The organism is Billgrantia kenyensis (assembly GCF_013697085.1).
Lineage (GTDB): Bacteria > Pseudomonadota > Gammaproteobacteria > Pseudomonadales > Halomonadaceae > Halomonas > Halomonas kenyensis.
The window spans coordinates 15,957-37,090 of sequence record NZ_JACEFT010000029.1; the positions used below are offsets into that span (position 1 = coordinate 15,957).

The 21,134-nt window shown below is 55.7% G+C and carries 20 protein-coding genes; 9 read left to right on the plus strand and 11 right to left on the minus strand.

Features of this window, described 5'->3' with window-relative positions; genetic code table 11:
• Nucleotides 1–230: 230 nt before the first annotated feature.
• The 5 genes from H1D44_RS17365 (at nucleotide 231) to H1D44_RS17385 (ending at nucleotide 6,504) form a co-directional block, all read left to right on the plus strand.
• Nucleotides 231–824, plus strand: coding sequence for a hypothetical protein (locus H1D44_RS17365; protein WP_181516331.1), 594 nt, complete (start codon nucleotides 231–233; stop codon nucleotides 822–824).
• A 107-nt stretch (nucleotides 825–931) separates the two neighbouring features.
• A complete protein-coding gene (locus H1D44_RS17370; RefSeq protein ID WP_181516332.1) occupies nucleotides 932–2,167 on the plus strand; it encodes a hypothetical protein in 1,236 nt (411 codons plus the stop codon).
• Nucleotides 2,160–2,681, plus strand: coding sequence for a helix-turn-helix domain-containing protein (locus H1D44_RS17375; RefSeq protein ID WP_220128151.1), 522 nt, complete (start codon nucleotides 2,160–2,162; stop codon nucleotides 2,679–2,681). Before H1D44_RS17370 ends, H1D44_RS17375 begins: the two co-directional genes overlap by 8 nt.
• Nucleotides 2,672–4,666, plus strand: a complete 1,995-nt coding sequence (locus tag H1D44_RS17380; protein WP_181516334.1) for an AAA family ATPase — start codon at nucleotides 2,672–2,674, stop codon at nucleotides 4,664–4,666. The genes H1D44_RS17375 and H1D44_RS17380 overlap by 10 nt, the downstream gene beginning before the upstream one ends.
• Before the next feature lie 437 nt (nucleotides 4,667–5,103).
• Complete coding sequence (locus H1D44_RS17385; RefSeq protein WP_220128152.1) at nucleotides 5,104–6,504, plus strand: hypothetical protein; 1,401 nt, start codon at nucleotides 5,104–5,106, stop codon at nucleotides 6,502–6,504.
• Between the two features lie 66 nt (nucleotides 6,505–6,570).
• Here H1D44_RS17385 and H1D44_RS17390 read toward each other — a convergent pair whose 3' ends face one another.
• The 8 genes from H1D44_RS17390 to H1D44_RS21070 all read right to left on the minus strand — a co-directional run bounded on the left by H1D44_RS17390 (nucleotide 6,571) and on the right by H1D44_RS21070 (nucleotide 12,831).
• Nucleotides 6,571–7,179, minus strand: coding sequence for a tetratricopeptide repeat protein (locus tag H1D44_RS17390; RefSeq protein WP_181516336.1), 609 nt, complete (start codon nucleotides 7,177–7,179; stop codon nucleotides 6,571–6,573).
• A complete protein-coding gene (locus tag H1D44_RS17395) occupies nucleotides 7,169–8,005 on the minus strand; it encodes a PAAR domain-containing protein (protein WP_181516338.1) in 837 nt (278 codons plus the stop codon). Before H1D44_RS17395 ends, H1D44_RS17390 begins: the two co-directional genes overlap by 11 nt.
• Before the next feature lie 216 nt (nucleotides 8,006–8,221).
• Entirely contained in the window at nucleotides 8,222–9,463 is a 1,242-nt protein-coding gene (locus tag H1D44_RS17400) for an NAD(P)/FAD-dependent oxidoreductase (protein ID WP_181516340.1), read from the minus strand.
• Nucleotides 9,464–9,720: 257 nt separating this feature from the next.
• Nucleotides 9,721–10,956: a type II toxin-antitoxin system HipA family toxin gene (locus H1D44_RS17405; RefSeq protein ID WP_181516342.1), complete on the minus strand. Its 1,236-nt coding sequence runs from the start codon at nucleotides 10,954–10,956 to the stop codon at nucleotides 9,721–9,723.
• Nucleotides 10,946–11,209, minus strand: a complete 264-nt coding sequence (locus tag H1D44_RS17410; protein ID WP_181516344.1) for a helix-turn-helix transcriptional regulator — start codon at nucleotides 11,207–11,209, stop codon at nucleotides 10,946–10,948. Before H1D44_RS17410 ends, H1D44_RS17405 begins: the two co-directional genes overlap by 11 nt.
• Nucleotides 11,210–11,381: 172 nt before the next feature.
• On the minus strand, nucleotides 11,382–11,915 hold the full coding sequence (locus H1D44_RS17415; RefSeq protein ID WP_244964835.1) for an HD domain-containing protein: 534 nt from the start codon (nucleotides 11,913–11,915) through the stop codon (nucleotides 11,382–11,384).
• A gap of 52 nt (nucleotides 11,916–11,967) precedes the next feature.
• The gene (locus tag H1D44_RS17420; protein WP_181516348.1) at nucleotides 11,968–12,144 is read right to left on the minus strand and encodes a DUF1289 domain-containing protein; all 177 of its coding nucleotides are present in this window, start codon (nucleotides 12,142–12,144) and stop codon (nucleotides 11,968–11,970) included.
• A complete protein-coding gene (locus H1D44_RS21070; RefSeq protein ID WP_238984393.1) occupies nucleotides 12,145–12,831 on the minus strand; it encodes a VOC family protein in 687 nt (228 codons plus the stop codon).
• 244 nt (nucleotides 12,832–13,075) lie between these two features.
• Between H1D44_RS21070 and H1D44_RS17430 the strand changes: the two genes are divergently transcribed.
• On the plus strand, nucleotides 13,076–13,690 hold the full coding sequence (locus H1D44_RS17430) for a LysE family translocator (RefSeq protein WP_181516350.1): 615 nt from the start codon (nucleotides 13,076–13,078) through the stop codon (nucleotides 13,688–13,690).
• A gap of 13 nt (nucleotides 13,691–13,703) precedes the next feature.
• Complete coding sequence (locus H1D44_RS17435) at nucleotides 13,704–14,078, plus strand: nuclear transport factor 2 family protein (RefSeq protein ID WP_181516352.1); 375 nt, start codon at nucleotides 13,704–13,706, stop codon at nucleotides 14,076–14,078.
• A gap of 71 nt (nucleotides 14,079–14,149) precedes the next feature.
• Here H1D44_RS17435 and H1D44_RS17440 read toward each other — a convergent pair whose 3' ends face one another.
• A complete protein-coding gene (locus H1D44_RS17440; RefSeq protein WP_181516354.1) occupies nucleotides 14,150–17,380 on the minus strand; it encodes a DEAD/DEAH box helicase in 3,231 nt (1,076 codons plus the stop codon).
• A 238-nt stretch (nucleotides 17,381–17,618) separates the two neighbouring features.
• Here H1D44_RS17440 and H1D44_RS17445 point away from each other — a divergent pair, with 238 nt between their 5' ends.
• Complete coding sequence (locus H1D44_RS17445; RefSeq protein ID WP_181516356.1) at nucleotides 17,619–18,056, plus strand: hypothetical protein; 438 nt, start codon at nucleotides 17,619–17,621, stop codon at nucleotides 18,054–18,056.
• A 75-nt stretch (nucleotides 18,057–18,131) separates the two neighbouring features.
• On the opposite strand, the gene H1D44_RS17450 is transcribed toward H1D44_RS17445, so the two are convergent.
• Entirely contained in the window at nucleotides 18,132–18,338 is a 207-nt protein-coding gene (locus tag H1D44_RS17450; RefSeq protein ID WP_181516358.1) for a cold-shock protein, read from the minus strand.
• Nucleotides 18,339–18,738: 400 nt separating this feature from the next.
• Here H1D44_RS17450 and H1D44_RS17455 point away from each other — a divergent pair, with 400 nt between their 5' ends.
• The gene (locus H1D44_RS17455; RefSeq protein ID WP_181516360.1) at nucleotides 18,739–19,821 is read left to right on the plus strand and encodes a CobW family GTP-binding protein; all 1,083 of its coding nucleotides are present in this window, start codon (nucleotides 18,739–18,741) and stop codon (nucleotides 19,819–19,821) included.
• Between the two features lie 46 nt (nucleotides 19,822–19,867).
• Here H1D44_RS17455 and H1D44_RS17460 read toward each other — a convergent pair whose 3' ends face one another.
• A complete protein-coding gene (locus H1D44_RS17460) occupies nucleotides 19,868–21,058 on the minus strand; it encodes a nickel/cobalt transporter (RefSeq protein ID WP_181516362.1) in 1,191 nt (396 codons plus the stop codon).
• Between the last annotated feature and the right edge of the window lie 76 nt (nucleotides 21,059–21,134).

Genomic DNA, 21,134 nt, shown 5'->3' on the forward strand with positions numbered 1-21,134 from the left:
ATAGAACAGGTAGGTACAACGCAGACAGGGCTGTCGCAGGGAAAGGATGTCATCCCCGGGCGGTAGCGTGCTTTGTCAGATAAAGGCAGCTTTATTCGTTAATTTACCTTTGGAATTAATTGGGTGAAATCTTAGTGCAGACGACCCAAAGCGGCCATGGGCAAAGGCAGCATACGCGTTCATCCGATATCAAACCATGTAATCTAATAACAACTACACGAAAGGAAGATATGAAATTACCTATTATTCTTTCCGCTATTTTATTTGTAGTAGCAACGATGGCTATATTTTGGGTTGCAAGTCAGAGTTTTGATGCCGCGGATAAAACTACAATTATAGTCTATATTGTTACCGCTTTAGGTGGCTTGGTCTCGGCGGTGTTTGTTGTGTACGGGTATTTTGTGAATTTATCAGTATTTAAAGAATCTCAGAAACCGAAGCTCCTCTTGCAAGTACACAACGACCGACGAACCCTCGAAGGAACGAGTGTAAACGTTCACCAAACTGTCTTGCAGTATGCAAATTTGAGCCAAAACGAATGCCGCGGGCTCAATCTAGAGCTATCTTTGGTAAGCGATAGTGAGGTTATCAGAATTCCAAGTTTGTTTTCAAACAGTATGAATATTGGTCCAAATGATAGCAGAACACGGGATTTTCCTACATTGGTTTATTTTCGTGAGAACGGCATTCCAGCAGCTGTAATAAAAAATCTCGAAAAATACAAATTGAGGGCTGGTTATTCGTATGCAATCATGGGCGAAAAAGTTAGTAGTTATTATGACTACGCTTGGAATCCAAAAAAGGAATGGTGGTATATTGTATAACAAGCCGCGCCACTCGGACGCACTAATGTGCGCCGGTGCGCTCTGACGTTAACTTTTAAAGGCTGTTTGTGTGCCTTGTTCAAAATAAAAGGCGGCGATATTTTTGTATGATAGCAGAGACTATTGATAGGGAAGCTGGGGACTCTGGAAAAGGCTTTAGATTACAGCTCATAAGGGCGATAAAGCTGATGCTTAAGACAATTAGCCAGGATACAAACACTGTATTTTTTACTGCGGTTGAAAATCTTGAAGATGTCTCGCATCAGACTATCGTCGCTGGGGAAGTTAGCAATTATTTTGAAGAGGACAAGAATTATGATTTGAATGGGAATTTTACAATCTTCAGTCCGCCGGTTATCAATACCTTAGTCAGTTTTTTTGATATTTATGTGGACCAGTTTCGCACCAGTGATAAGGTTTACTTGGGCTTTTATACAACAAGAAATATTGGGAAAGAGAGAAAATCAAAACTCGATAGCGGTCAAGAAATAACTCTTCCCGATAAACCAATATTAGAAATTCTTCAGTCGTTAGGTGATGCTTCAGACGAGGTGGTTGGTTTAGTAAAAGACGTTCTTGTTGAAGAGTACGCGTCGCAATATAAAGATAAATGCAAATCAGGGAACTTGGAAACACTTCAAGGTCTAGCTATTGATAGATTTAAGGAGTTTTTGAGCAAAATATCGTGGTATTTCGGTCAGGAAGATGAGGATGCACTCAAGCAGACGGTTTTGAAAAATATTGAGACCTCACCCCTTCATAATAATGCGCACATAGGCAAAGAAAACATAATATTTTGCTTGCTAATGGATAAGTTGAGTGAAAGACAAAATAGTAAAAATTTAGTTGATAAATTGGTTCATAGCTCAGATGTGAAACTAATTTTTAAAGAAGCAGAGTCTCAAATCCCGGATGAAAGCATTGATCCTACATGGCGCTATATTGCTGAGTTAGAAAAGGATGTGACCGACAAGCGAAACCTGAAACAAAAGGTGCTTTCAGTAATAGAGGATATTTCAGATCGTCGAATCAAACTGTTGGCAAGGAAAGCAAGTGGATCTAAGTATGAAGAGCGAGAGGCAGACAAGTCTTTCTTGTCTTTGAAGTATCGTGTTTTTGAAGCTTGTGAGGAATATTTTTCAAATGATAGATATGAAGCGCCTGGAAGCGGGGATGATTTAGATGCAGTTCTTAAAGTCCTTGTATCTAAAGCTGTAGACGATATTTCTAAGTTAAAAGCTGATTATAAATATACGATTTCCAATGATAAAACAATAGAGGGAGTTATTTGGAATCTTTTTGATGAATGTTTTTTAGCTTTTGATGAGTGTAGCGATGAGTGAGCCAAGCAAAAAGAAAAGGCTAATGTACCTAAGCGGTGAAGATTTTTATCTATACTGCTACTCCGTTTTTGTTATTCTGGATAATTTAGGTTGCCGAGATGGAAAATACTTTCGAGACTATAGAAAGTTGGCATTTTTAACTGACATTATCAATGACGATAAGATAGTCTATTTGATTTCTAATTCTTCTGAAAGGGAATTGAATCCTAAAGACTATGAATGTTTGCTTGATAGCTATTCCAATGGATTAACTCGTAGAAGTGAAATACTTAAGTTATTATTTGTGCTTGAGAAGAGAGGCTATGTAAAGCTGAATAGAGGCAAGGCTCAAGAAATTGATGTGACTTTGGCTAAGCAAAACTTGCCTGATGACTTTTTGAGCAACAACGTCTTCGATTCGGAATGTAAGAATATAAAAAATGTATCAAAGAAGGTAGGGCGGTTGGCATCATTAACTCTGGATACCATGTTAAATAAAATTTATGTTGAAAACGGGGTTAGAACATGGGTCTGATGCGAGTCAATAAGGTTGTGTATGAGGGATCTAAATATTATTTTGAGTCTAAAGAGTTCGATAAAAACATCATATTAGTTGAGGGTGATAATGGGACGGGAAAAAGTACATTTTGCAATTTAATTTATTTTGCATTGGGTGGTGAGGTTCCAATATTTAGAAGAAATAACGATAAACGTCACGATGAAATAACATCAGATAGTAACAATTATGTCGATCTTTATATCTCGATCAATGATGGAAGCTATTTATTGAGACGCTACTTTGGGGATAATGAAATAACTATAATCCCCTATAGGCGGGTGACTGAAGAAATATACTCGGAAGATAAAAAGACCTTGCTTGAAGAGAAGGTAAGGTATGTACTTTCGGAAGATAAAACTGAAATATATCCTGTTAATAGAAGCAAGGATGCGTACATTTTTTCCGACTGGATTCTTGGAAAGCTGGAAATATCTGTAGTTGAACTTTTCCATGGATATAATACATTTAAGATAAATATATCAGATTTGATGCGGTTGATTTATCACGATCAACAACCGAACCCTGAAAGTATTTATAAAAAGCCAGACACGAACTCAATATATGTTTCTGATTCTGAGTTGGTTAGAAAAGCTATTTTCGAGCTCTTGGTCGGCAAGGCATATTCTGAGTACTACGACTCTATTGTCGAGGAAAAGAAGCTAACGAGAGAAAAGGGTTTAGCTAAGGAAGTGGTGAACGAGTATACGCGATTAGCCGATAAGATGCGGGAAAACGGCGAGGCAAAAAATGTTAGCTTTTTGCAGAAAGATATTTCTGACAAGGAGCAGCAGATAGACAAGCTTCATGAAGCTAGGCAAGCATTTAAACGTAATAGGCTTGGGACAAACACAATCAACCAAGATATAGAGTCATGTAAGTCTGAATTAATTGAATGTGAGCTGAAGCTAAGCCGATTAAAGGAGGTTTTAATTTCTACTCTTGATGAGAGATATAAGTTGAATGTAGTTAGAAATGAGGCTGCTTCAGAAATCAAACGAATTGAAAAAGTAATATTTTCCCACGATCAACTAAATCTTTTTACATCAGATACGTGCCCATATTGCTTAAGCCATGTGGATCGTATGGAAGGTCATTGTGTTTGCGGTGCTTCTATTGAAGAAGAGCAATATGAAAGATTTTTTTATACGTCAAAAGAGTATAAGGATATTCTAAAGACGAAGCTTAAGGCGCTATCAACAATTAAAACCGCATATGATGATTGTGATGCTGAAGTTCAAGAAGTAAAGAAAGAAATCGAATCGGTAGAGAAGAAAACTGTGGTGTTGCGTGACAAGCTGAAGGATATACTTGGGCGAGTTGATGAGATTATTGATGTTGAAAGCCTAAATGATATTGATGATAAAATATTGCAGCTTAGAGAAGAAGTGGCAAGCTTGAATCGGTTGTTAGAGATCGAGTCAAAGTTAGAGTGTTTCCAGAAGGATTTCGATCTGATTAGTTCCAAAGCAAAAGAAGCTGAGCTGGAAAGAAAAGGGCTTGAGATTAAAGCTCAGCAGGACGTAACTTCAAAAGTAAATGCATTTAGTGGCAAGTATGACGAATTAATGAAAAACACCTTGCCTGATTGCAGATCGGCGAAGATTAGGCTTGATAACTATTTGCCTTCAATCAATGACGGACTCTATCGTGAGACAAGCTCACTTGTCTCTATTCGGCTGATGTATTTTATTACTCTTATGCATTTGGCTTTGTCTGATGAAACGGTGACATTCCCCCGCTTCTTGCTTATTGATACTCCTGAAACTGCCGGAATTGAATTAGAACACCTGATTAATTGCATTAGTCAGTTAGAAAAGCTGCAGTGTTACGGGGTTGATTTTCAGGTCATTATTTCAACGGGCTTGAATAAGTATCCAGAGTCGTTAAGGGGGAATCGTGTGCTATTTATGCCAGATAAGCAAAAGGAGCACATGTTATTGAAGGAAAAGAATCTCGTTTAGTGAGTTTTCACATGTATAGTGAAGGTTATACAGTGATGGTGTTCGCCTGACAGATGCTCCCGTGGGTTCCCTACAGTTAAGCAGTATTTTCTGCCGTTTTGCCTGGGTTCCTTCTTCGTCGCTTTAGGGAGTCCTTGCTTGAAGACGGCATAGGGCGTCGCCTCGTTATTTTGCGGCCCTGATGCGGCCATTTTGTGTTGTAGGTGACAGTAGTCGTTTAGGTCCTGCTGCACTCTGTCCGACTTGGGCGCCTCCCTGGATACGGCTGCTGAGCCTAAATGGTGAATTTCGATGAGTGCGGCTACGCTGAATGGGAGAGGAGCGCTGGCACACTAAGAGCTGAGCTGCTTGATTCTATCGTATGGCAGCAGCTCCTAGTGAGACGCTGTACCGCAGCGGCACCTAAAAGAACAATGACAATACGCAGGAGATAGATCATGGAGCGTCCCGATTTCGTCAAGCGGGCTGATGTAGCCCGGCTCATACCCGTTGTTGCCGATACCAGCCGTGAGCAGCGAGCTGCTTCTGTCTTACTGGCCGCCCTGAGGGGCGTCCACGAGTTTCGTCAGCAAATGCTCGCGTCGTTGGGTGTGCGTGTGGGCAGCCGCGCGGCATTGGGGGCGTGGACGGAGATCGTTCTGGAAGCCGAGCCGGACGCTGCCAAAAATGACCGGCCGGATGGCTTGCTTGTGCTGAAATCGGGCCGTAAGACCTGGACGGCTCTGATCGAAGCCAAGATCGGCAACGCTGAAGTGGGCGAAGAGCAGCTGAAGCAGTACCTGCTGCAGGCCAAGAGACACAAGGTCGATGCCGTCATCACTATCACCAATCAGTTCGTGGCCATGCCTTCCCACCATCCGGTGAAGGTGCCCAAGTCGATGCTGAAGGGCATCGAGCTATACCACTGGTCCTGGATGTACGCCGTCACTCAGGCAACGCTGTTGCTGGAATCAGGAGAGATAGCCTCTCCAGACCAACGCTTCCTGCTGGAGGAGGTGCTGCGCTACTTGAACCACGAGTCCAGTGGCATTACACGCTTCGACAGCATGAACCGAGAATGGAAGGAGGTCGTCGGCAAGGTCAAGAGCGGTGCGGTGCTGGGCAAGAATACGGAGGAAGTGGAGAACACGGTGTCGAGTTGGCATCAGGAGCAGCGCGACCTGTGTCTGGTAATGAGCCGCCAGCTAGGCAGACCGGTGAAGCTGAAGCTACCAAGAGCACACCGTACCGATCCTGTCGCTCGCCTAAAAGAAGACTGTGAATTGTTGGCAAAAGAGAAGGTCCTCAGCTGCTGCCTAGACGTGCCAGATGCCGCAGCAGATTTGAATGTCATAGCAGATCTCACCAAACGCACGATAACCTGCTCCATGCGGCTAGCGGCACCGCAGGACAAAAAGCGTAGCTCAGCGAGGGTTAACTGGTTGGCGAAGCAACTATCTCGTGCTGAAACGGAGAGCATGTTCGTCAAAGCGGTGCGGCCAGGGCGAGCGGAAGAATCTCAAGAAACCCTGGCGCGCGTGCTGGAAGACGCAACCACCTTGGAGTCGCCCGCTACCGATGTGGTGCCTAGCGCTTTCGAAATCTTCTACATGGCGGATCTTGGGCACCGTTTCGCCGGGAACAAGATCTTCATCGAGGAACTGGAGAAGGCCGTACCGCATTTCTATCAGCAGGTTGGCCAGCGGCTCAGAGCTTGGGTAGCACCGCCGCCGAAGCTCCACCGGCGCGATCCTGCGGTGCAGAGTGAGGACGAAGCGGATGAGTCGTTGGAGCTAGCTGCCGCTGAGATGCCGCCATCTGCCTCTCCCTTGACCAAAATCGGTACAGGCCAGGCCTGAGGAATGTGAAATTGCTGACCTGGCTTTTATAGGGGCCCTTAAACGGGCCTCTTACTTTTCGGTGTGCTAGCGCATCAACACTTGGTCCACATAGCTTCCATCCTGGAAGCTCGCGATTGTCATCTCGGCAAACTCGGCTTCCATCTCGCCCTTGGCGTTTTCCTGTTCAAGATATGCTTTGGCCAGCTCAAGTGCAGCATGGCTGTCGGCAAGGACAGCCGCGCCCACCCAGTTGACGGGGATCTCTCCATCTGCTTCGTGCCGCTCGGCGTAACTTTCCTCGACTGCTGAGTAGCACTCCCTCGCGCTTTCATGACTCTCGACTTCTTCTATCAGCATGCAGCGAAAAAGTGGGAGAGAGTCGTTGCTCGGTGCGATGTCATAAGCTTGCTCCACAGTGCTTAGAGCAAGCTCGTAATTTCCCTGATAGATAGAAATTTGGGCTCTGTTGATCAGCGCGAAGTGATTCCCTGGATCGGCATCGAGTGCCTGCTCGATAAGAATTTTCGCTTTTTCTAGTCTCTCAATGTTCCCCTCTGCAATGCCGAGAGCAGTTTCTTCGTTGGCTTGCCTTTGAAGCTCGATAGAATCGCTAGCGATATCATTGCCCATACCTTCCTGGCAGGCCGTGAGGAGAAGAGTCAGCGAAGCGACTAGAAATAATTTACGGAACATGCTGTTTCTCAACTACCTGAATGGAAATCGTCTTGCTTGTGCTGGGTGGCATCGGTGCTGCTGATCCTGCGCTGGTCTGGTACTGGAAAGTCCCTTGGAGATAAAGAGAAAGCGACTTGCCAGGCTGTGGTTCGGGTAAGGAAAAGGAGGCGTGGCCTACCGGCCTATATAGAGGTTCATCTGGCCAAGCATTGATTCCGTCATTCTGAAGAACTGCCGATTCCAGTAACTGGTCGCCATCCCTGAGCTCCGCACGCATGCCTAGAATAGCTTTACCGCCCCCGGGGATCAGTGCTGCCACTGCTCCACCGCGTGCCGATAGATGAAGCGTGTTATCTCTAATCGTGACATGGACCCGAAAGATATATCCGCCATTGCTGCCGACACCTTCGACGAAGAGATAGGCAGGCTGGTTCATGATCACTTCAGATTCAGAGGCCACGTATTCGTATTTAGCTTCTGGGGAGCTTTCGGCAAACGAGGCCCTGAACGAGTCATCTTGATGACCGGTCATCCTAAGAGAAGTTGGATGAGTCATTGGGCCTGCTGCCCACATGCTCGCGCTGGTGGGCGAGCCGACTTCCGTGCTGCAACCGGTAATGACCTGGCCGCCGCAGGAAGTGGCGCTGCCATTGATGGCTGCGGCTGAGCCCTCGATGGGATACCACGCCACGCCAGCGGTGATGCTGGCGCCGCACGAAATCTTGTCACCGACCCTGGCGATGGGAATGCCATCCACCTTGGCCGTGCTTGCACCGGAAACGATCCGATGCGGTCCACCCTTGCAGGAGCAAGCCACCTTGTCGCCAACCTTCGCAAGATCCATGGTTTCTTCCCTCTATCCCATGCCCATGGTGCGGTTATCGATTATCGCTGGCTTTGTCGCCTTGGCTACCGCTGGGTGAGAATTTGAGAGATCGCTTACGGCAGAGAGCGAAATATCTTACAGAGCTAATGTACTGACGACCCAAATCCAGCCATGGCTTAACAGAACGGGCGCCTCAAGGGCGCCCGCTTTCGTTATGGGGTAGTTGCCTCAGCGTCAGAAGCGATCAACCCGGAACGGTGCCATATCCACCGCGGGCTCTTCGCCATCCATCATCTGCGCGAGCAGTTCGCCGGTGGCCGGGCCCAGGGTAAAGCCCTGGTGGCCGTGGCCGATGGCGAGCCATAGCCCATCCTTGCCGGTGGCGGGGCCGATTACCGGCTTCATGTCGGGCAGGCAGGGGCGGGCGCCTTTCCAGGGCTGGCTGTCGCGACGCTTGCCCAGCGGGAACAGCTTGCGTGCCACCTTCTCGGCGGCGGCCAGCTGCTTGTACTGGGGCGGCGATTCCAGGTCGGCCAGCTCGGCGCCGGTGGTCAGGCGAATGCCGGCGCGCATGGGTTCGAGCAGGAAGCCCTTCTCGGCGTCCATCAGCCAGTGGTTGAGCTTGGCTTCCCCTTCGGCGGAGTAGTGCATGTGGTAGCCGCGTTTGACGAACAGCGGCACTTTCACACCCAGCCTGTCCAGCAGCTCTCCGGCCCAGGGGCCCAGAGCCACCACCACTTCCTCTGCCTCCAGGGGGCCTTCGCTGGTAGCGACTCGCCAGCCGCCCTCTATCTGGAGTACATCCTCGACGCTGGCCTGTTTCACTTGGCCACCCTGTTCGGCAAAGTTGCGGGCGTAGGCCTGCACCAGGGCGCCCGGGTCCGAGACCATCCAGGGCTGTGTCCAGTGGATCGCCCCGACCAGCCCCTTGGCCAGATGCGGCTCCTTGGCGTAGAGCGCCTCGGCGTTGAGCACTTCATACTCGACCCCGTAGCGCTCGCGGTTCTCCTGGGCGACTTTCTGGCGCTCTTCGAACTCCTTGGGGGTGCGGTAAAGCTCCAGCCAGCCGCCCTTGCGCACCATTGCCTCGGCGCCGGCAGCCTCGATCATCGGCGTGTGGGTATCCTGGCAGCGCATGATCAGCGATGCCCACTCGTTAACGATGCGCTCGTAGCGCTTGCCGCCTGAGTTCAGCCAGTACTCCAGCAGCGGGCCCGCCGCGCTCAGCATGCCGGTGGGGCGGTAGCGGATGTCCACCTGGCGGTTGGGCACCACCCGCAGCAGGGTGCCGATATCGCGGGGGAAGGCGTAGGGGCGCACCGCCTCGCGCTGGATGATGCCGGCGTTGCCGAAGGAGGTCTCGAGACCCGGCTCGCGGCGGTCCACCAGCGTGACGTCATGACCGCGACGCACCAAATGCCAGGCCACCGATACGCCGACCATGCCGGCACCAAGAACGATGATTTTGCGGGCCATGAAGGTCTCCCTGCCGATGGAAAATGAAAGGCTCCGCCGCGGGCGGAGCCTGTCTTGGGCGGAGTTTATCAGTACTTCCCAGAAAATCGGCTACCTGCGAAAAATTAAGATAAAGTCGCCATAATTTCTCTTTCAGGCAGAATATTTACCCGGTGTGTAGGGCAGGAATAGATTTTTTGTTTGTGACGTGGCCCTTGAGCCTGTTCGTGCCATTACCGGGTAGTGTAGGCGCTGCAGTGAGGGCCGCCATGGTCCACTCAACCGCCCCCGACTGCCCACCGCTCTGGTAGCTTGTGGCAGTTGCTCAACAGCCGCTGCTGCAGCCTCTCCAGCAGCGTTTGCTCGGTGCCTTGCTGGGCCTCGGCGCTCAGGGTGGCGAGGGTAGCGTCGATGGCTGCCGGCATGCGTTCGGCGAGTTCGAGACCTTGCTTGACGAAGTAGCGCGGCTGGAATCGCATCGAGCGTGCCAGGGCTTCGAGGTGCGAGCGTTCGATGCTGCCGGGGCGATCCTCACCATTGATGCGAAACGCGAAGCGGCGTGCGAGGCCACTATAGAGCGTGGTGCTCATCAGGTCATAGAACGGTGCCAGGCGGGGGCCTTCCTCGGTGTAGAGGATGGCGAGGTTCTTGGCATGGCTGTCGTTGTTGCCGATCAGCAGGTTGTAGAAGAACCAGCCGATCAGGCGCTGCAAGTCCTTGGCCGGTGCTCCCACCTGCTGCATGAGCTCACGACAGCGCGCCAGGCCGGGGCCGCCGTCGCTTTCGTATTTGATCAGCGAGGGGGTACCGGCAAGCTGGCAGAAGTCGAGCTGGTGCAGGCGACGCAGCCGGCCCTGTTCGTCGGGTGCTCGGTCGTATCGGCGCACGAGGCAGGCGCAGGTGTCGGGCTGGTAGCTGGCTTCGGCGACTTCGAGCCCGAGTTCGCCGGCCAGCTGCATGCAGAAGGTCTCGTTGAGGGCGGTGGGCTTGAGGATATGGCTGGAAGGGGCCGATCCTTCCGGGATGGCGGGGCTTCCGTCTGCCTGCACCATCAGCAGCAACTTGTTCTGAGCGCCGGCCAGCGAGATCCGCGCCTCTTCGCCCTGCTGCGAGAACAGAGGCCCCCGTTCCCTGTGCCGCAGGTGTTCTGCCAGCGCTTCCCAACTGATGGGCCGATAATGCGGCGGAGCGGGTGTTTCTCCTGGCGGCAGCAGGGTGAAGCCGCTGGCCGTGTCTCCGCCGATGGCTTTAAGCAGTCCGAATACGGTAGTGGTGTGGTGGCGAAGCTCGAGGTGATGGCGCAGGTCGCCTTCCGGCAGCAGGTTCTCGAAATAGGCCAGTACCGCATCGCCGACGTGCACCTGCTGCGAGAGGGGCAGGGTGGGTGAGAGACTCACCGCTTCAGGGTGCTCCAGCCAAGCAGGGGCATACTCGAAGCGCAGTGGTTGTGCATCGTGCAGCCGGCCGACATGCGTGGCGCCGTGGTAAAGCTCCAGGGTAGCGTCACTCGCCATGGCGGTTGCCACCCTTGCGCCTCACCACTACTTCGAGCCCCATCAGGTCGAGTACATCCAGCACCTTCTGCAATTGCAGTGTCGGCTTGCCGCGTTCCAGGTCGACGATGAAGCGATTGCCGGTGCCGGCGAGGCCGGCCAGGTCGATCTGCAACAGCCCCTGCTCGGCGCGCAGCTGCCGCACCAGCTTGCCGAGATCTTCGCTATGGCGAATGCTGGCGGCCTGGGAGGGCGGGGAGTCAGTGGTCGGCATGGCGAATCCGCTTGTGATTACCGTTCGGTAATTCTAGGCATGGATTTACTGATTCGCAATGGTGAGATTACCGATCGGTAATTCTCGTGGCGATCAAAGCTCGATTTCCGCGAAAATTACCGGTCGGTAACTTTTTCAAGGTCACTCTTGCATTTATGCAGTATTTTCCGGGCTATCGCGCAATGCCGCGGATCTTCGCCTCACCTTCCGCCAATACGCTCCATGCCTGGCGCCTCAGCATCTCGTCACCGTCTTCCATCACTTCCAGCAGCCGGCGCTTTTCGGCCAGGTAGACCCGGGCGAAGCCGCGGTCCCGGGCGGCGATGCTGATGCTATTGTCGATCAGGTCGGCGTACTTGATGGTCTGCGCCTCTGGGGAGACCTGGGCCAGCCTGTTGCGCTCCAGCGCCTTGCGGTGAGCGCGGTTGCCGATTTTCGGATCGATGAATTGATCCGTCAGCTCCTGAACCAGCATGGCGACGCGTTGGCCGAAGCACGCCTCGATGTCCAGCGCCGTTACGGCGGTATCCTCGAGCACGTCATGCAGGTGGGCGGCGGCGATCATCTCCGCCGTTGCCGCCTCCACGGCTGCCACCATCTCTGCGACTGTCGCCGGGTGCTGCCAGTAGGGCTCGCCGGTGTACTTGCGTCGCTGCCCCACGGCCTGATGGGCGGCCCTGCTGAACAGCGCCGCCCGTTCGATCATGTCGTCCATCCTGGCAGTTCTCTCCGCTCCACCTTCTTCCGCTCCACCTGCATCAATCACGCGGGAGCTTCTTCAAGCGCTCAGCGGCGCGCTTCACCGTTTTCATCTTTTCCGGGCGCTTCATGGCTCTCCACAGGCGTATCTCGTCAACGGTGCGGCCGCAGCCAATGCACAGCTCTCCCTTCAGTCGGCATATCGAGGCGCAGGGGCTTTCGATTTCCTTGGCCATTCAATGCCTCGTTGAGTTGCTACGCAGCCTGCGCTGCCAGTTGCCGCCGTGCTCTCGTTCACAGGCTTCTTCACTGTCGAAATCGAGATGCCGCGAGGCGTCGCCGACATCGAGGCCGGCCGCGGCCAGTGCCTCGGCGGTCAGGTCGGCGACCTGGCGCCGGCCATCGCCCTTGAGGGCATTCGCCAGGTTGGGGTGGGTGTCGAACACCCAGGTCACCACCAGGCTTTCGGGAAAGCGCTGGTAATCGACCTCGTGGGTCAGCCAGCAGAAGCCGGGCAGCAGGAGTTTGGCCTGCTCGCAGGCGTGGGTCAGCGCAGCGCTCAGCCGTCGCTCCATCTTGCCGCGCTCTTTCTTGGCAATCATTGCATCTCCAAAACGTTGGCCGGCCAGCCAGGACTCATTGGCGACCATGATGCCCACTTTATCGGGCTCAGTCGCATAGTTCACTGCCCGACATTCTTTGGCTCGGGCAGGGTTGGAGGTGTTGGCCATCCGTGGCCCCATGGTGACCGGCCCTTCGGTGATCTCGATTTCCTCGCGTTCCAGCCATGCCACCAGCTCGTCGTAGAAGGCTTCGGCGATGGCGAGGTCGGTGACGCGGATGCCGATGTGGTCGAGACTAGGATGGTTCAGGCTTCGAGTCCGGCACGGGTGCGTTGGAAGGGGACGAAGCCGGGTCGTCATGGGCGACAGCCGGAAGTCCATTACTATGAGGACGAGGATCACCTGCCGGGAAGCGAGGGTGAGAATCGCCACTATGAGTTGCTAGTCGATTTCTTTGAGCGACACCTCAGCCAACGAGGCTATCTCGTTTTTCGCCGTGGCTGACCGTATTGCTTTTCCCTTGGGCGGCAGTGATCCTTGAACTCTTGCTTATTGGCGGGCCGTGACGGATATGGCCCATTGAACGTCGTGCGAGGAGCGCGTTATGCCGCTGGAGCTCTGGCTCTCATTCTGTCTGGCCTCCCTGTTGATCATTGCCTCTCCCGGTCCTGCGGTGGCCCTGCTGGTGACCACCGGCGTCAACCGCGGGCGCCGCGCCGCCCTGGCCATGCTTCCCGGCTTCTTCCTGGGCGATCTGCTGGCGATGACGCTGTCGTTCGCCGGGGTGGGCGCGCTGCTGATGGCCTCCGCCGAACTGTTCCAGCTCTTCAAATGGCTTGGGGCCGCCTATCTGCTCTACCTGGGCATCAAGATGTGGCGCGAATCGGGCCAACTGGGCGAGCTGGCGCCTACCGATACGGATATCCGGCTCGGTACTGCCAAGGCATTCCTGGTCACGGCGCTGAACCCCAAGAGCCTGGCCTTCTTCATGGCTTTCATGCCCCAGTTCGTTGCACCCAGCCAGCCGCTGTTGCCACAGTTGGCCATTCTGTTCTCGACCTTTCTGGTCCTTGGCGTGCTCAGCGATCTCGCTTTCACCTTTTTGGCCACCAGTGGTGGCCGCATGCTGAGCGCGCGGCTGCGGCGTATCCTGCACCGCACCGGCGCCGGCAGCCTGATCGGGGCAAGCGCCTTGGTCGCCGCCATGCGGCGGCCTTGAGGGGGAGAGCAGGATGAAAACGGCGGGTGAGGTGGTGCGCGAGTTCTGGCAGCTGATGGCGTCCAACGACTTCTACTCGGTGGTAGCGGTACTCGCGCCAGATTTCGTTCTCGAGTGGCCGCAGTCCGGTGAGCGTATTCGCGGTGGCGAGCGTTTCGCACAGATGAATGCCGAATATCCTGCGCACGGCCGCTGGCAGTTCACACTCAAGCGGTTCGTCGAGAGTGATAATGAGGTGGTGACGGAGGTCGCCATTACCGATGGCGTTCAGTCGGCAACGGCCATTTCGTTCTTTACGGTGGAGAAGGGCAGAGTTAGCCGTCTGGTCGAATATTGGCCGGAGCCTTATGTGGCCCCATCGGGGAGGGCGCATCTCGTCGAGTCCTGATCCGAGTGCACCAGCACTTTATCTATGGGACCTCAGTGCCAAACGACTGGAGTGATTTTATAACCGATTGATTAATCGCAAGGGATCTGATGCTTGGCATCGGAAAAGTACGCCTTGCCTGCCCATATATCGGTACTGCCCACTATGTACACGCGTTTTTTTGCCCGTGTGACGGCTACATTCAGCAAGTTGGGTTTGCTGGAAGCCCAGCCGGCGGCACCGGATGACTCTTTTGATAGGCCAAGGACAAAAATGACGTTGTCCTCTTCCTTGCCCTGGAACGTATGTACTGTTCCGACTCGCTCACGCAGCCAATCAACCAGTCTGCCATGTCCGCCAAAGATATCTGCGGGAAGCTCTTGTTCGAGGTGACGCTTGACGCCATTTGCCACGGCCTTGAAAGGCGAAATTACGTAGACGTTCGGCGGTTTGCGGGTCTTTTGGATATGCGGATTGAGCATACGTGCAACCTGTTTCGCCTGTTCAGGGACGTAGTGTTTACCCTGAACACTGCCTTCCACATTGAACCAGCGGCTGTCTCCTGGGCCAGGCGATAATTCGTCGTTCCCATGGATCATCTTGTCGTTATAGGCGATGCGATTCGCTATGCTGAACATTGGCTCATCGCAGCGTCGGTGAACGCGGAGTGGGCTGCCGACCCAGAACTCATGGGATATCTCGTTCGTGCCATATGGGTTGGCGCGATCCGCCACGACCTGAACGGATGATACCGTGGGTGACCATTTATACCAGTCACGGTCGAATTCGCCTTTGGCCATGGCCTCGACCAGGCCGGCAGGAACGGTGAAGACTGGTTCAATCTGCAGCGGGTCACCCACTATAACGGCTCGCTTGGCACGCCACAGCGCCCCTACTGCCTGTTGTGGTGATGCCTGACCCGCTTCATCCACGAACAGCCAGCCGATCTCGCCTTCGTGCAGGGCGCGAAACTGGTTGGATATCGACGCAAACGTCGATGACACCACTGGCACGATCATGAACAGTATCTGCCAAAGGGCTTTTGCCGCATCACGGTCATCGATGCTGCCATTCAGCGCGGGCATCAGGGAGCTTAGCGTCGGCCAAAGTGGGTTCTTCTTATCGGCATAAGCGGCAGCGAGCCACGCCTGATGCAGTTCGAAGGCACACGCCGTCAGATTTCCACGAGCCTGGTTCAGTACTTCGCCATGACCAAAGGACGTGCGCTGCACCGCCGGTGCCTCCAGGTCCAGCGTGTCGTCGGGCAGCAGAGCATCAGCGTACTTTTCTTTCAGGGGGGCGCATTCGCGACGCATCGCTTCCAGCCGTCGTTCCATTGAGACAAGGCGCCCCTTGCTCACGTCGGCTTGCCGCACGGCACGTTGCTCTCGCTCTGCTATCTGCCGCAATGCCGCTCGGTTCCTGCAGTATTGCCCCAATGGCCAGAAAGGCACCTTCATCGCCTGCCGTTTGCTTTTCCAGAGCGCAACACGAGCAGCGAAGCCCTGATGAGCTTCCGCCTGGCGCCGAACCTCATCGGTTTTGATTTCCAGGCGCTGAAGATCCTGCAGCTGCTTGAGTTCTTTTTGAACTGTTTCGACCTGACGTTCGGCTTCCTTGAAGGCTCGCTGCGCCGATTGGAAATCACGCGCTGTATCGCGGCCTTCCGCCAATGCCTTGAGTGCGGGAATCAGCGTTGAGTAATGCTCGGCATCGTCGTGAGCTGCGCACTGATGGATGGGCTTGAAAAAGACCCGCTCGCCAAAGGTATTGCGATTGCCCTTCTTGCCCAAAGACGTGGCAATCAGCCCCCAGCACTCCTTGTCTGGCGTGAGCGCGTCGACATGCAGTCTGCCATCGCTCTTTTTGTCATGACTGGCAGCGAGTTTCTGAGCCACCGGCTTCAGATAGGCAAGATCCTGGTAGGCTGCGCCCAGCGCTTTGGATTGCGGCAATTCCTGGGTAACGTTTTCGACCGCCGCATTGTTGCTGGACGCGACCACCATCTCGAAACCCATCAGCTCGGGAATGAGCGTCTTGATGGGTTTCAACTGATCATCGATATTGGCGTATATGTCTTCGCCGAACGCTGCCTCTGGTGATGAGAGCGAGGCTAGTACCTTCGCCCGCTTGACCACATTACGTGCTACCAGATCGCGCAGCATCGTCGTCTTGCCGGTACCGGGTGGGCCGTTGACGGAGTAGAGGCCCGTTTCGGCCAACTCTTCGTCGATGGTGTTGATCGCGAACTGCTGCATCAAACTCATCGAATGCGCATCTTCGCCCGGCCAGCGCCCGGCAGGCATGCGTTCAGTCGCCAGGTTGCGCATTAGCAGCGAGCGGCCTTCAGGTAGCAGCAGGTCAGGATGGCGGTCACATTCACCTTGAAGATATCGCGCCAATGGTGAGCCGGGCGCTAACCCTTTCGTTTTGGCTTGCGTGATGACCGTTTCCAAATCACGGATAAAGAAGCTGTTGAGAATGGCGATCTCGTTGATCGAGGGCAGCTCATCGTCTGATGGGGCGGGAGATTCCTGACCCGTCGTTGAGTCTTGGCACGCCGACTCCAGACGAGTGTCCAGCGTGCTCATCGCTGACCACGCCTGCGCGCTGCCTGCTGCTGACTCGACCTCAGCGCCTGTCTTGCCTGTAAACAGCTGGACGACCAGCGCAGGTGACTCGTCCTGTGGAGAAAATGCTGTCCAGCCCTGCATTGCCTTGAGCATCTCGAGCAGCTCGAAGGTAGTGAGCTTGGGTGGCAGCCCATGCTCCCGCTTGAGGTTATCGGCGACTGTCAGGATGGTGTTCAAGCGTTCCTGGAATAGGCCTGTCGCTTCATCGAACGCCTTGATCGTGACGTCATCCAGCGTTCCCTGCTGTAACGCACCCAGCACCCACGGGGCCGTAGAGATGGCGAAGCTCTCGCGGTCGACGACTCCGGTCGCATCGACTTCCACCGTCATCGAACAGGTCAGGCCCTCATCGCGGCTGCGCTCTACCCAGGCCTCGCTCTCTTCCTCGGTCCTTGCCGGGTACGCGTCACGGGCAACACGAAAAATTTCACTGCGTGCGAACAGGCCCAGGTAGAGCTTGAAACGATAAGACTTATCGGGTCGGTAATCCTTACCGGCGCGCCTGACCATCTCAGCGTTCAGCCACGGCAGACAGTTCGGCGCTTTCAGCAGCTCGTCGCTGCGGTAATGAATGGCGCCCTTGCCATTATCGATATCCTTGAGCTCGGCGGATTCGAAAAACTCGACCTTGTGCCAGAACGACAGAATGCGCTCAGCCTGAGAGGGTGAGGACAGAGAGGTTGACGTCATGCCGTTGCTTTCTTCCTTGTGCGTTTAGCTGCCACTTTCGCCGCCTGCTCTGCTTGGCATGGGGCAGTGGCGTCCCAGCGCTGCCTTTGCTGCCGATCAGCTTGCCGTCTATGTTCGGTCAAGTCGCTGTGGCACGTATTGGTGAGGGGTAAAGGCCAAGTATAACCTGGGTATTGTGCCCGGATGATCAAACCGCCTTTTGGAGTTATCCTCTGCTAGATTCAGGGAATTTTACGTTATGAACAGAGAGCGCATCCACTGGGTGCTGATCGTGGCCGAGATGCTGCTGCTGGCACTACCGGTCAGTGCGTTCTGCTTCGTGTTCGGCCTGGGTCTGCTGCTCACGGTGGGTTTTCCCTGGGGCATGCAGGAGGTGGCGATCATCCTCTTCGTTTTCGTCGGTACTCTGGGCATCGCTGGCTTGTGGTGCGTGGCGGTCGCATTCCTGCTGCGGCGGGAGCGCTCTCTCTGGTGGTGGCGGGTGGCCTGCGCCGGGGCGGGGTTGACGCTCGTCTCGCTGGTGCTGAGCGGGCTGCTGTCGCTGGGTTGGGAGCCGGCGGAGTGGGTGATCATCGTTGCCTTGGGCATCTTCGCCAGCCCGTTGCTGATACCGTTCCTGCACCTTGGCTATCTTTGCCGCTCTCGTCTGGGCCGTCCACAGCGGCCAGTACGCTGAGGCTACTGACACGACAAGGCCCGCCTAGGCGGGCCTCGATATGCGAACCTTGCGGTTCTCTCGCGTGATGCTGGATCAGGCGAGTTGCTTGATCTGCGAGGCCTGAAGGCCCTTCTTGCCCTGGGTTACCTCGAACTCGACGTTCTGGCCTTCCTGCAGGGTCTTGAAGCCGTCAGCCTGAATCTCGGAGAAGTGGGCAAAGAGATCATCGCCACCATCGGTGGGGGAAATGAAGCCGTAGCCCTTGGAGTCGTTAAACCACTTGACGGTACCCGTCGCCATAATTTCTTCCTTCGCGCCGTAGCGCCTTGCAACAAAATGCCTGGCCTTGGCCAGATGGGCGCGGCTGGGGCAAGAACCCGTGGGTGTCGTCGACTTCGTGGCGACAATGACCCTGTTGCTTGCTTTACCGCTGACCTCACCGTGGCACGCCTACGCAGTTGGGTCAAAGTCTTTCGCGATGAATTTTCTGCTACTTCGCTCCGAAATCGCCCCCGGCCGCGGCATGGCGGCGTCGGCTTGGCTGCACCTGGCCCATGGCTGAGGCGATGCGTTTGCGGGAAACTGGCCTGGCAAAGGGGGCGGACGGCGTCGTACGCTTTTGGTGTTATAATGTAACGATTGAAGATGCCGAGCGTTACCGCCTCGGCAGGCAACTTCCGAAACCGTTACGGTGCCCTGCATGAGCCTCGAGAACTGCGATCTGATCCCCGTCACCGTGCTGACCGGTTTTCTCGGCAGCGGCAAGACCACGCTGCTCAACCACCTGGTCCGCCAGCCCGAGATGAAGGATGCCCTGGTGGTGATCAACGAGTTCGGCGATATCGGCCTGGATCATCGATTGGTGGCCGAGAGCGACGAGCACACCGTGGTGGAGATGAGCAGCGGTTGCCTGTGCTGCACCATTCGCGGCGATCTGAGTCGCACCGTGCAGCAGGCCCTCGAGCAGATCGAACAGCAGGGCGGCAGTCCGTTCACCCGGGTGGTAATCGAGACGACGGGATTGGCCGACCCGGCGCCGATCCTGCACACCTTGATGACCGACCACTGGCTGGCCCACCGTTTCTCGCTGGATGCGGTGATCTGCCTGGTGGACGCCGCCAGCGGCGTCTCGACCCTCAATGCGCACCGCGAGTCCCAGCGCCAGGCGGCCATCGCCGACCGGCTGCTGATCACCAAGACCGACCTGGTGGACGAGGCACGTGTGTCCAGGCTTGCCGGCAGCCTGAGTGCGATCAACCCGGCCGCCGAGCAGCTGCATGTGCGCCATGGCCAGGTCGATGTGGCTCGGCTGATCGGGGGCGGGCTGCCGGCCAGGCAGTCGCGAGCCGACGAGTGGCTGCGTGCGGCCTCCTATGCTCAGGTCACCCCGGCCAGCGGCCAGGCACCCACCGCGGCCGACACTCTGGTGTCGATGGTGGCACCGACGGCGAGCCCGGTGCTTAGTCGCCACGGCGAGCAGATCCGCTCGTTCTGCTTTACCGTCGAGGCGCCCATCAGGCCCGAGGTGCTCGAAGACTGGCTCGACCTGTTGATGTCGCTGCTGGGGGAGAAGATCCTGCGAGTGAAGGCCATCGTCAACGTGGCCGGACGCGATGAGCCGCTGGCCCTGCATGGCGTGCAGCACATCTTCCACCCGCCGGAGCCGCTTCCGGTGGAAGCCTGCGCCGACGGCGTCTCACGCTTCGTTTTCATCACCAACGGCGTGGCGCCGGAGGCAGTCACCCGGCTGTTCGACTACTTCCAGCCCGGCCGGGAGACCTGACAGCAGCGCCCGTTGCCGGAAGGCCAGGCAGCGGGCGGCTTGCCGATCATGAGAACAGCACCGGTCCTGCGGCCGGCAGCGTGACGGCATGCCAGGCCAGCGACAGACCCAGCCATACCAGCGCTACGCCGCCGGTCAGTGCCAGCCAGCCGCCAAGGCGGCTCAGCTGTGCCAAGCGGCCGTTGCCGTGCTTGAGATCGTACTTGAGATCGTACTTGAGATAGAGCCGGGTGACCCAGTCGCGCGCCAGTACGCTGAGCAGGGCCAGGGCGGAAACGGTCAACGCCGTGCCCAGCGCCATGGTCATGACCGCAGCAGCCCCCAGAGCCATGTGGCCGAGCAGGCTCGCTGCCCCCATGAGTAGCACGGCGCCGCTGCAGGGCCGCATGCCGATGGCGACCACAGTGGCAGTGGCCGTGCGCCAGTCGCCGGTCTCCTCCGGTGCCACGTGATGACGGGCACCGCAGTCGCAACCGTGACCCGAGTGGGTGTGGAGGAGAGCCTGGCGTGAGCCCGCCGCGTGAGCATGAAACTGAAAGTTGGGCTGCTCCTCTGCCGCCTGGTCGTGGGCGGCCCCCGTCGGCACTGCCTGCAGGCTGAGTGCAGCCGGGGCAGGCGTGTGGGCATGGGGCCGTGAATCGCTGGCGCGATTCCCGGCGCGCAGTATCCTTCTGGCGCGCAGACACAGCCAGACGCCGAGCATGGCCACCATCAGGAAACTGGCCAGCTCCAACCCCGCCACGCTGCCCATGGCCTGACGGGTCAGCCAACCGAGTCCCTTCACCAGCACCAGTACCAGGGCGATCGCCATCAGCCCCTGCAGCATGGCGGCGCTGAACGAGAGCCCCAGGGCGCGCTTGATGCCGCCGCCCTGGGAGACCAGGTAGGTGGAGAGCACGGCTTTGCCGTGGCCCGGGCCGGCGGCGTGGAACACGCCGTAGCCGAAGCTTAGCGCCATCAGCCACCAGCCGCTCGACCAGGAGGGCGCGTCCGACCAGCCGCTGATAGCCAGGGTCAGGCTGCGGTGCAGCTCGCGCTGCCAGGCCAGCAGCTGCAGGCTCATGCCTTGCCATGCGTTTAGCTGGAGTAGCAGCAGGATGCCTCCAGCGGCTACCAGCAGTGCCGCCGTTGCCCAGCGGCGTCGGTAGAGGGTGTGTTGCGGCTTGGTTACCGCTACGGAGGGAGTGGGAGCAGGGGTGTCAAGGGTGTGTGGCGGCGTGTCGAAGCGCTGTGTCATGCCGGCTCCTGCGGGTCGGAAAGCTGAAAATGTTATGTTATAACATATGCGCACCGATAAGCGTAAAGGTCTCGAC

Excerpts from the sequence above, each read along its gene's own strand:
- H1D44_RS17365 (WP_181516331.1), top strand. The coding sequence starts at position 231 with ATGAAATTACCTATTATTCTTTCCGCTATTTTATTTGTAGTAGCAACG.
- H1D44_RS17450 (WP_181516358.1), bottom strand. The coding sequence starts at position 18,338 with ATGGCGACGGGTACCGTCAAGTGGTTTAACGACTCCAAGGGCTACGGC.
- H1D44_RS17430 (WP_181516350.1), top strand. The coding sequence starts at position 13,076 with ATGCCGCTGGAGCTCTGGCTCTCATTCTGTCTGGCCTCCCTGTTGATC.
- H1D44_RS17415 (WP_244964835.1), bottom strand. The coding sequence starts at position 11,915 with ATGATCGAACGGGCGGCGCTGTTCAGCAGGGCCGCCCATCAGGCCGTG.
- H1D44_RS17405 (WP_181516342.1), bottom strand. The coding sequence starts at position 10,956 with ATGGCGAGTGACGCTACCCTGGAGCTTTACCACGGCGCCACGCATGTC.
- H1D44_RS17395 (WP_181516338.1), bottom strand. The coding sequence starts at position 8,005 with ATGGATCTTGCGAAGGTTGGCGACAAGGTGGCTTGCTCCTGCAAGGGT.
- H1D44_RS17410 (WP_181516344.1), bottom strand. The coding sequence starts at position 11,209 with ATGCCGACCACTGACTCCCCGCCCTCCCAGGCCGCCAGCATTCGCCAT.
- H1D44_RS17385 (WP_220128152.1), top strand. The coding sequence starts at position 5,104 with ATGGAGCGTCCCGATTTCGTCAAGCGGGCTGATGTAGCCCGGCTCATA.
- H1D44_RS17400 (WP_181516340.1), bottom strand. The coding sequence starts at position 9,463 with ATGGCCCGCAAAATCATCGTTCTTGGTGCCGGCATGGTCGGCGTATCG.
- H1D44_RS21070 (WP_238984393.1), bottom strand. The coding sequence starts at position 12,831 with ATGACGACCCGGCTTCGTCCCCTTCCAACGCACCCGTGCCGGACTCGA.
- H1D44_RS17380 (WP_181516334.1), top strand. The coding sequence starts at position 2,672 with ATGGGTCTGATGCGAGTCAATAAGGTTGTGTATGAGGGATCTAAATAT.
- H1D44_RS17440 (WP_181516354.1), bottom strand. The coding sequence starts at position 17,380 with ATGACGTCAACCTCTCTGTCCTCACCCTCTCAGGCTGAGCGCATTCTG.
- H1D44_RS17390 (WP_181516336.1), bottom strand. The coding sequence starts at position 7,179 with ATGTTCCGTAAATTATTTCTAGTCGCTTCGCTGACTCTTCTCCTCACG.
- H1D44_RS17460 (WP_181516362.1), bottom strand. The coding sequence starts at position 21,058 with ATGACACAGCGCTTCGACACGCCGCCACACACCCTTGACACCCCTGCT.
- H1D44_RS17370 (WP_181516332.1), top strand. The coding sequence starts at position 932 with ATGATAGCAGAGACTATTGATAGGGAAGCTGGGGACTCTGGAAAAGGC.
- H1D44_RS17435 (WP_181516352.1), top strand. The coding sequence starts at position 13,704 with ATGAAAACGGCGGGTGAGGTGGTGCGCGAGTTCTGGCAGCTGATGGCG.
- H1D44_RS17375 (WP_220128151.1), top strand. The coding sequence starts at position 2,160 with ATGAGTGAGCCAAGCAAAAAGAAAAGGCTAATGTACCTAAGCGGTGAA.
- H1D44_RS17420 (WP_181516348.1), bottom strand. The coding sequence starts at position 12,144 with ATGGCCAAGGAAATCGAAAGCCCCTGCGCCTCGATATGCCGACTGAAG.
- H1D44_RS17445 (WP_181516356.1), top strand. The coding sequence starts at position 17,619 with ATGAACAGAGAGCGCATCCACTGGGTGCTGATCGTGGCCGAGATGCTG.
- H1D44_RS17455 (WP_181516360.1), top strand. The coding sequence starts at position 18,739 with ATGAGCCTCGAGAACTGCGATCTGATCCCCGTCACCGTGCTGACCGGT.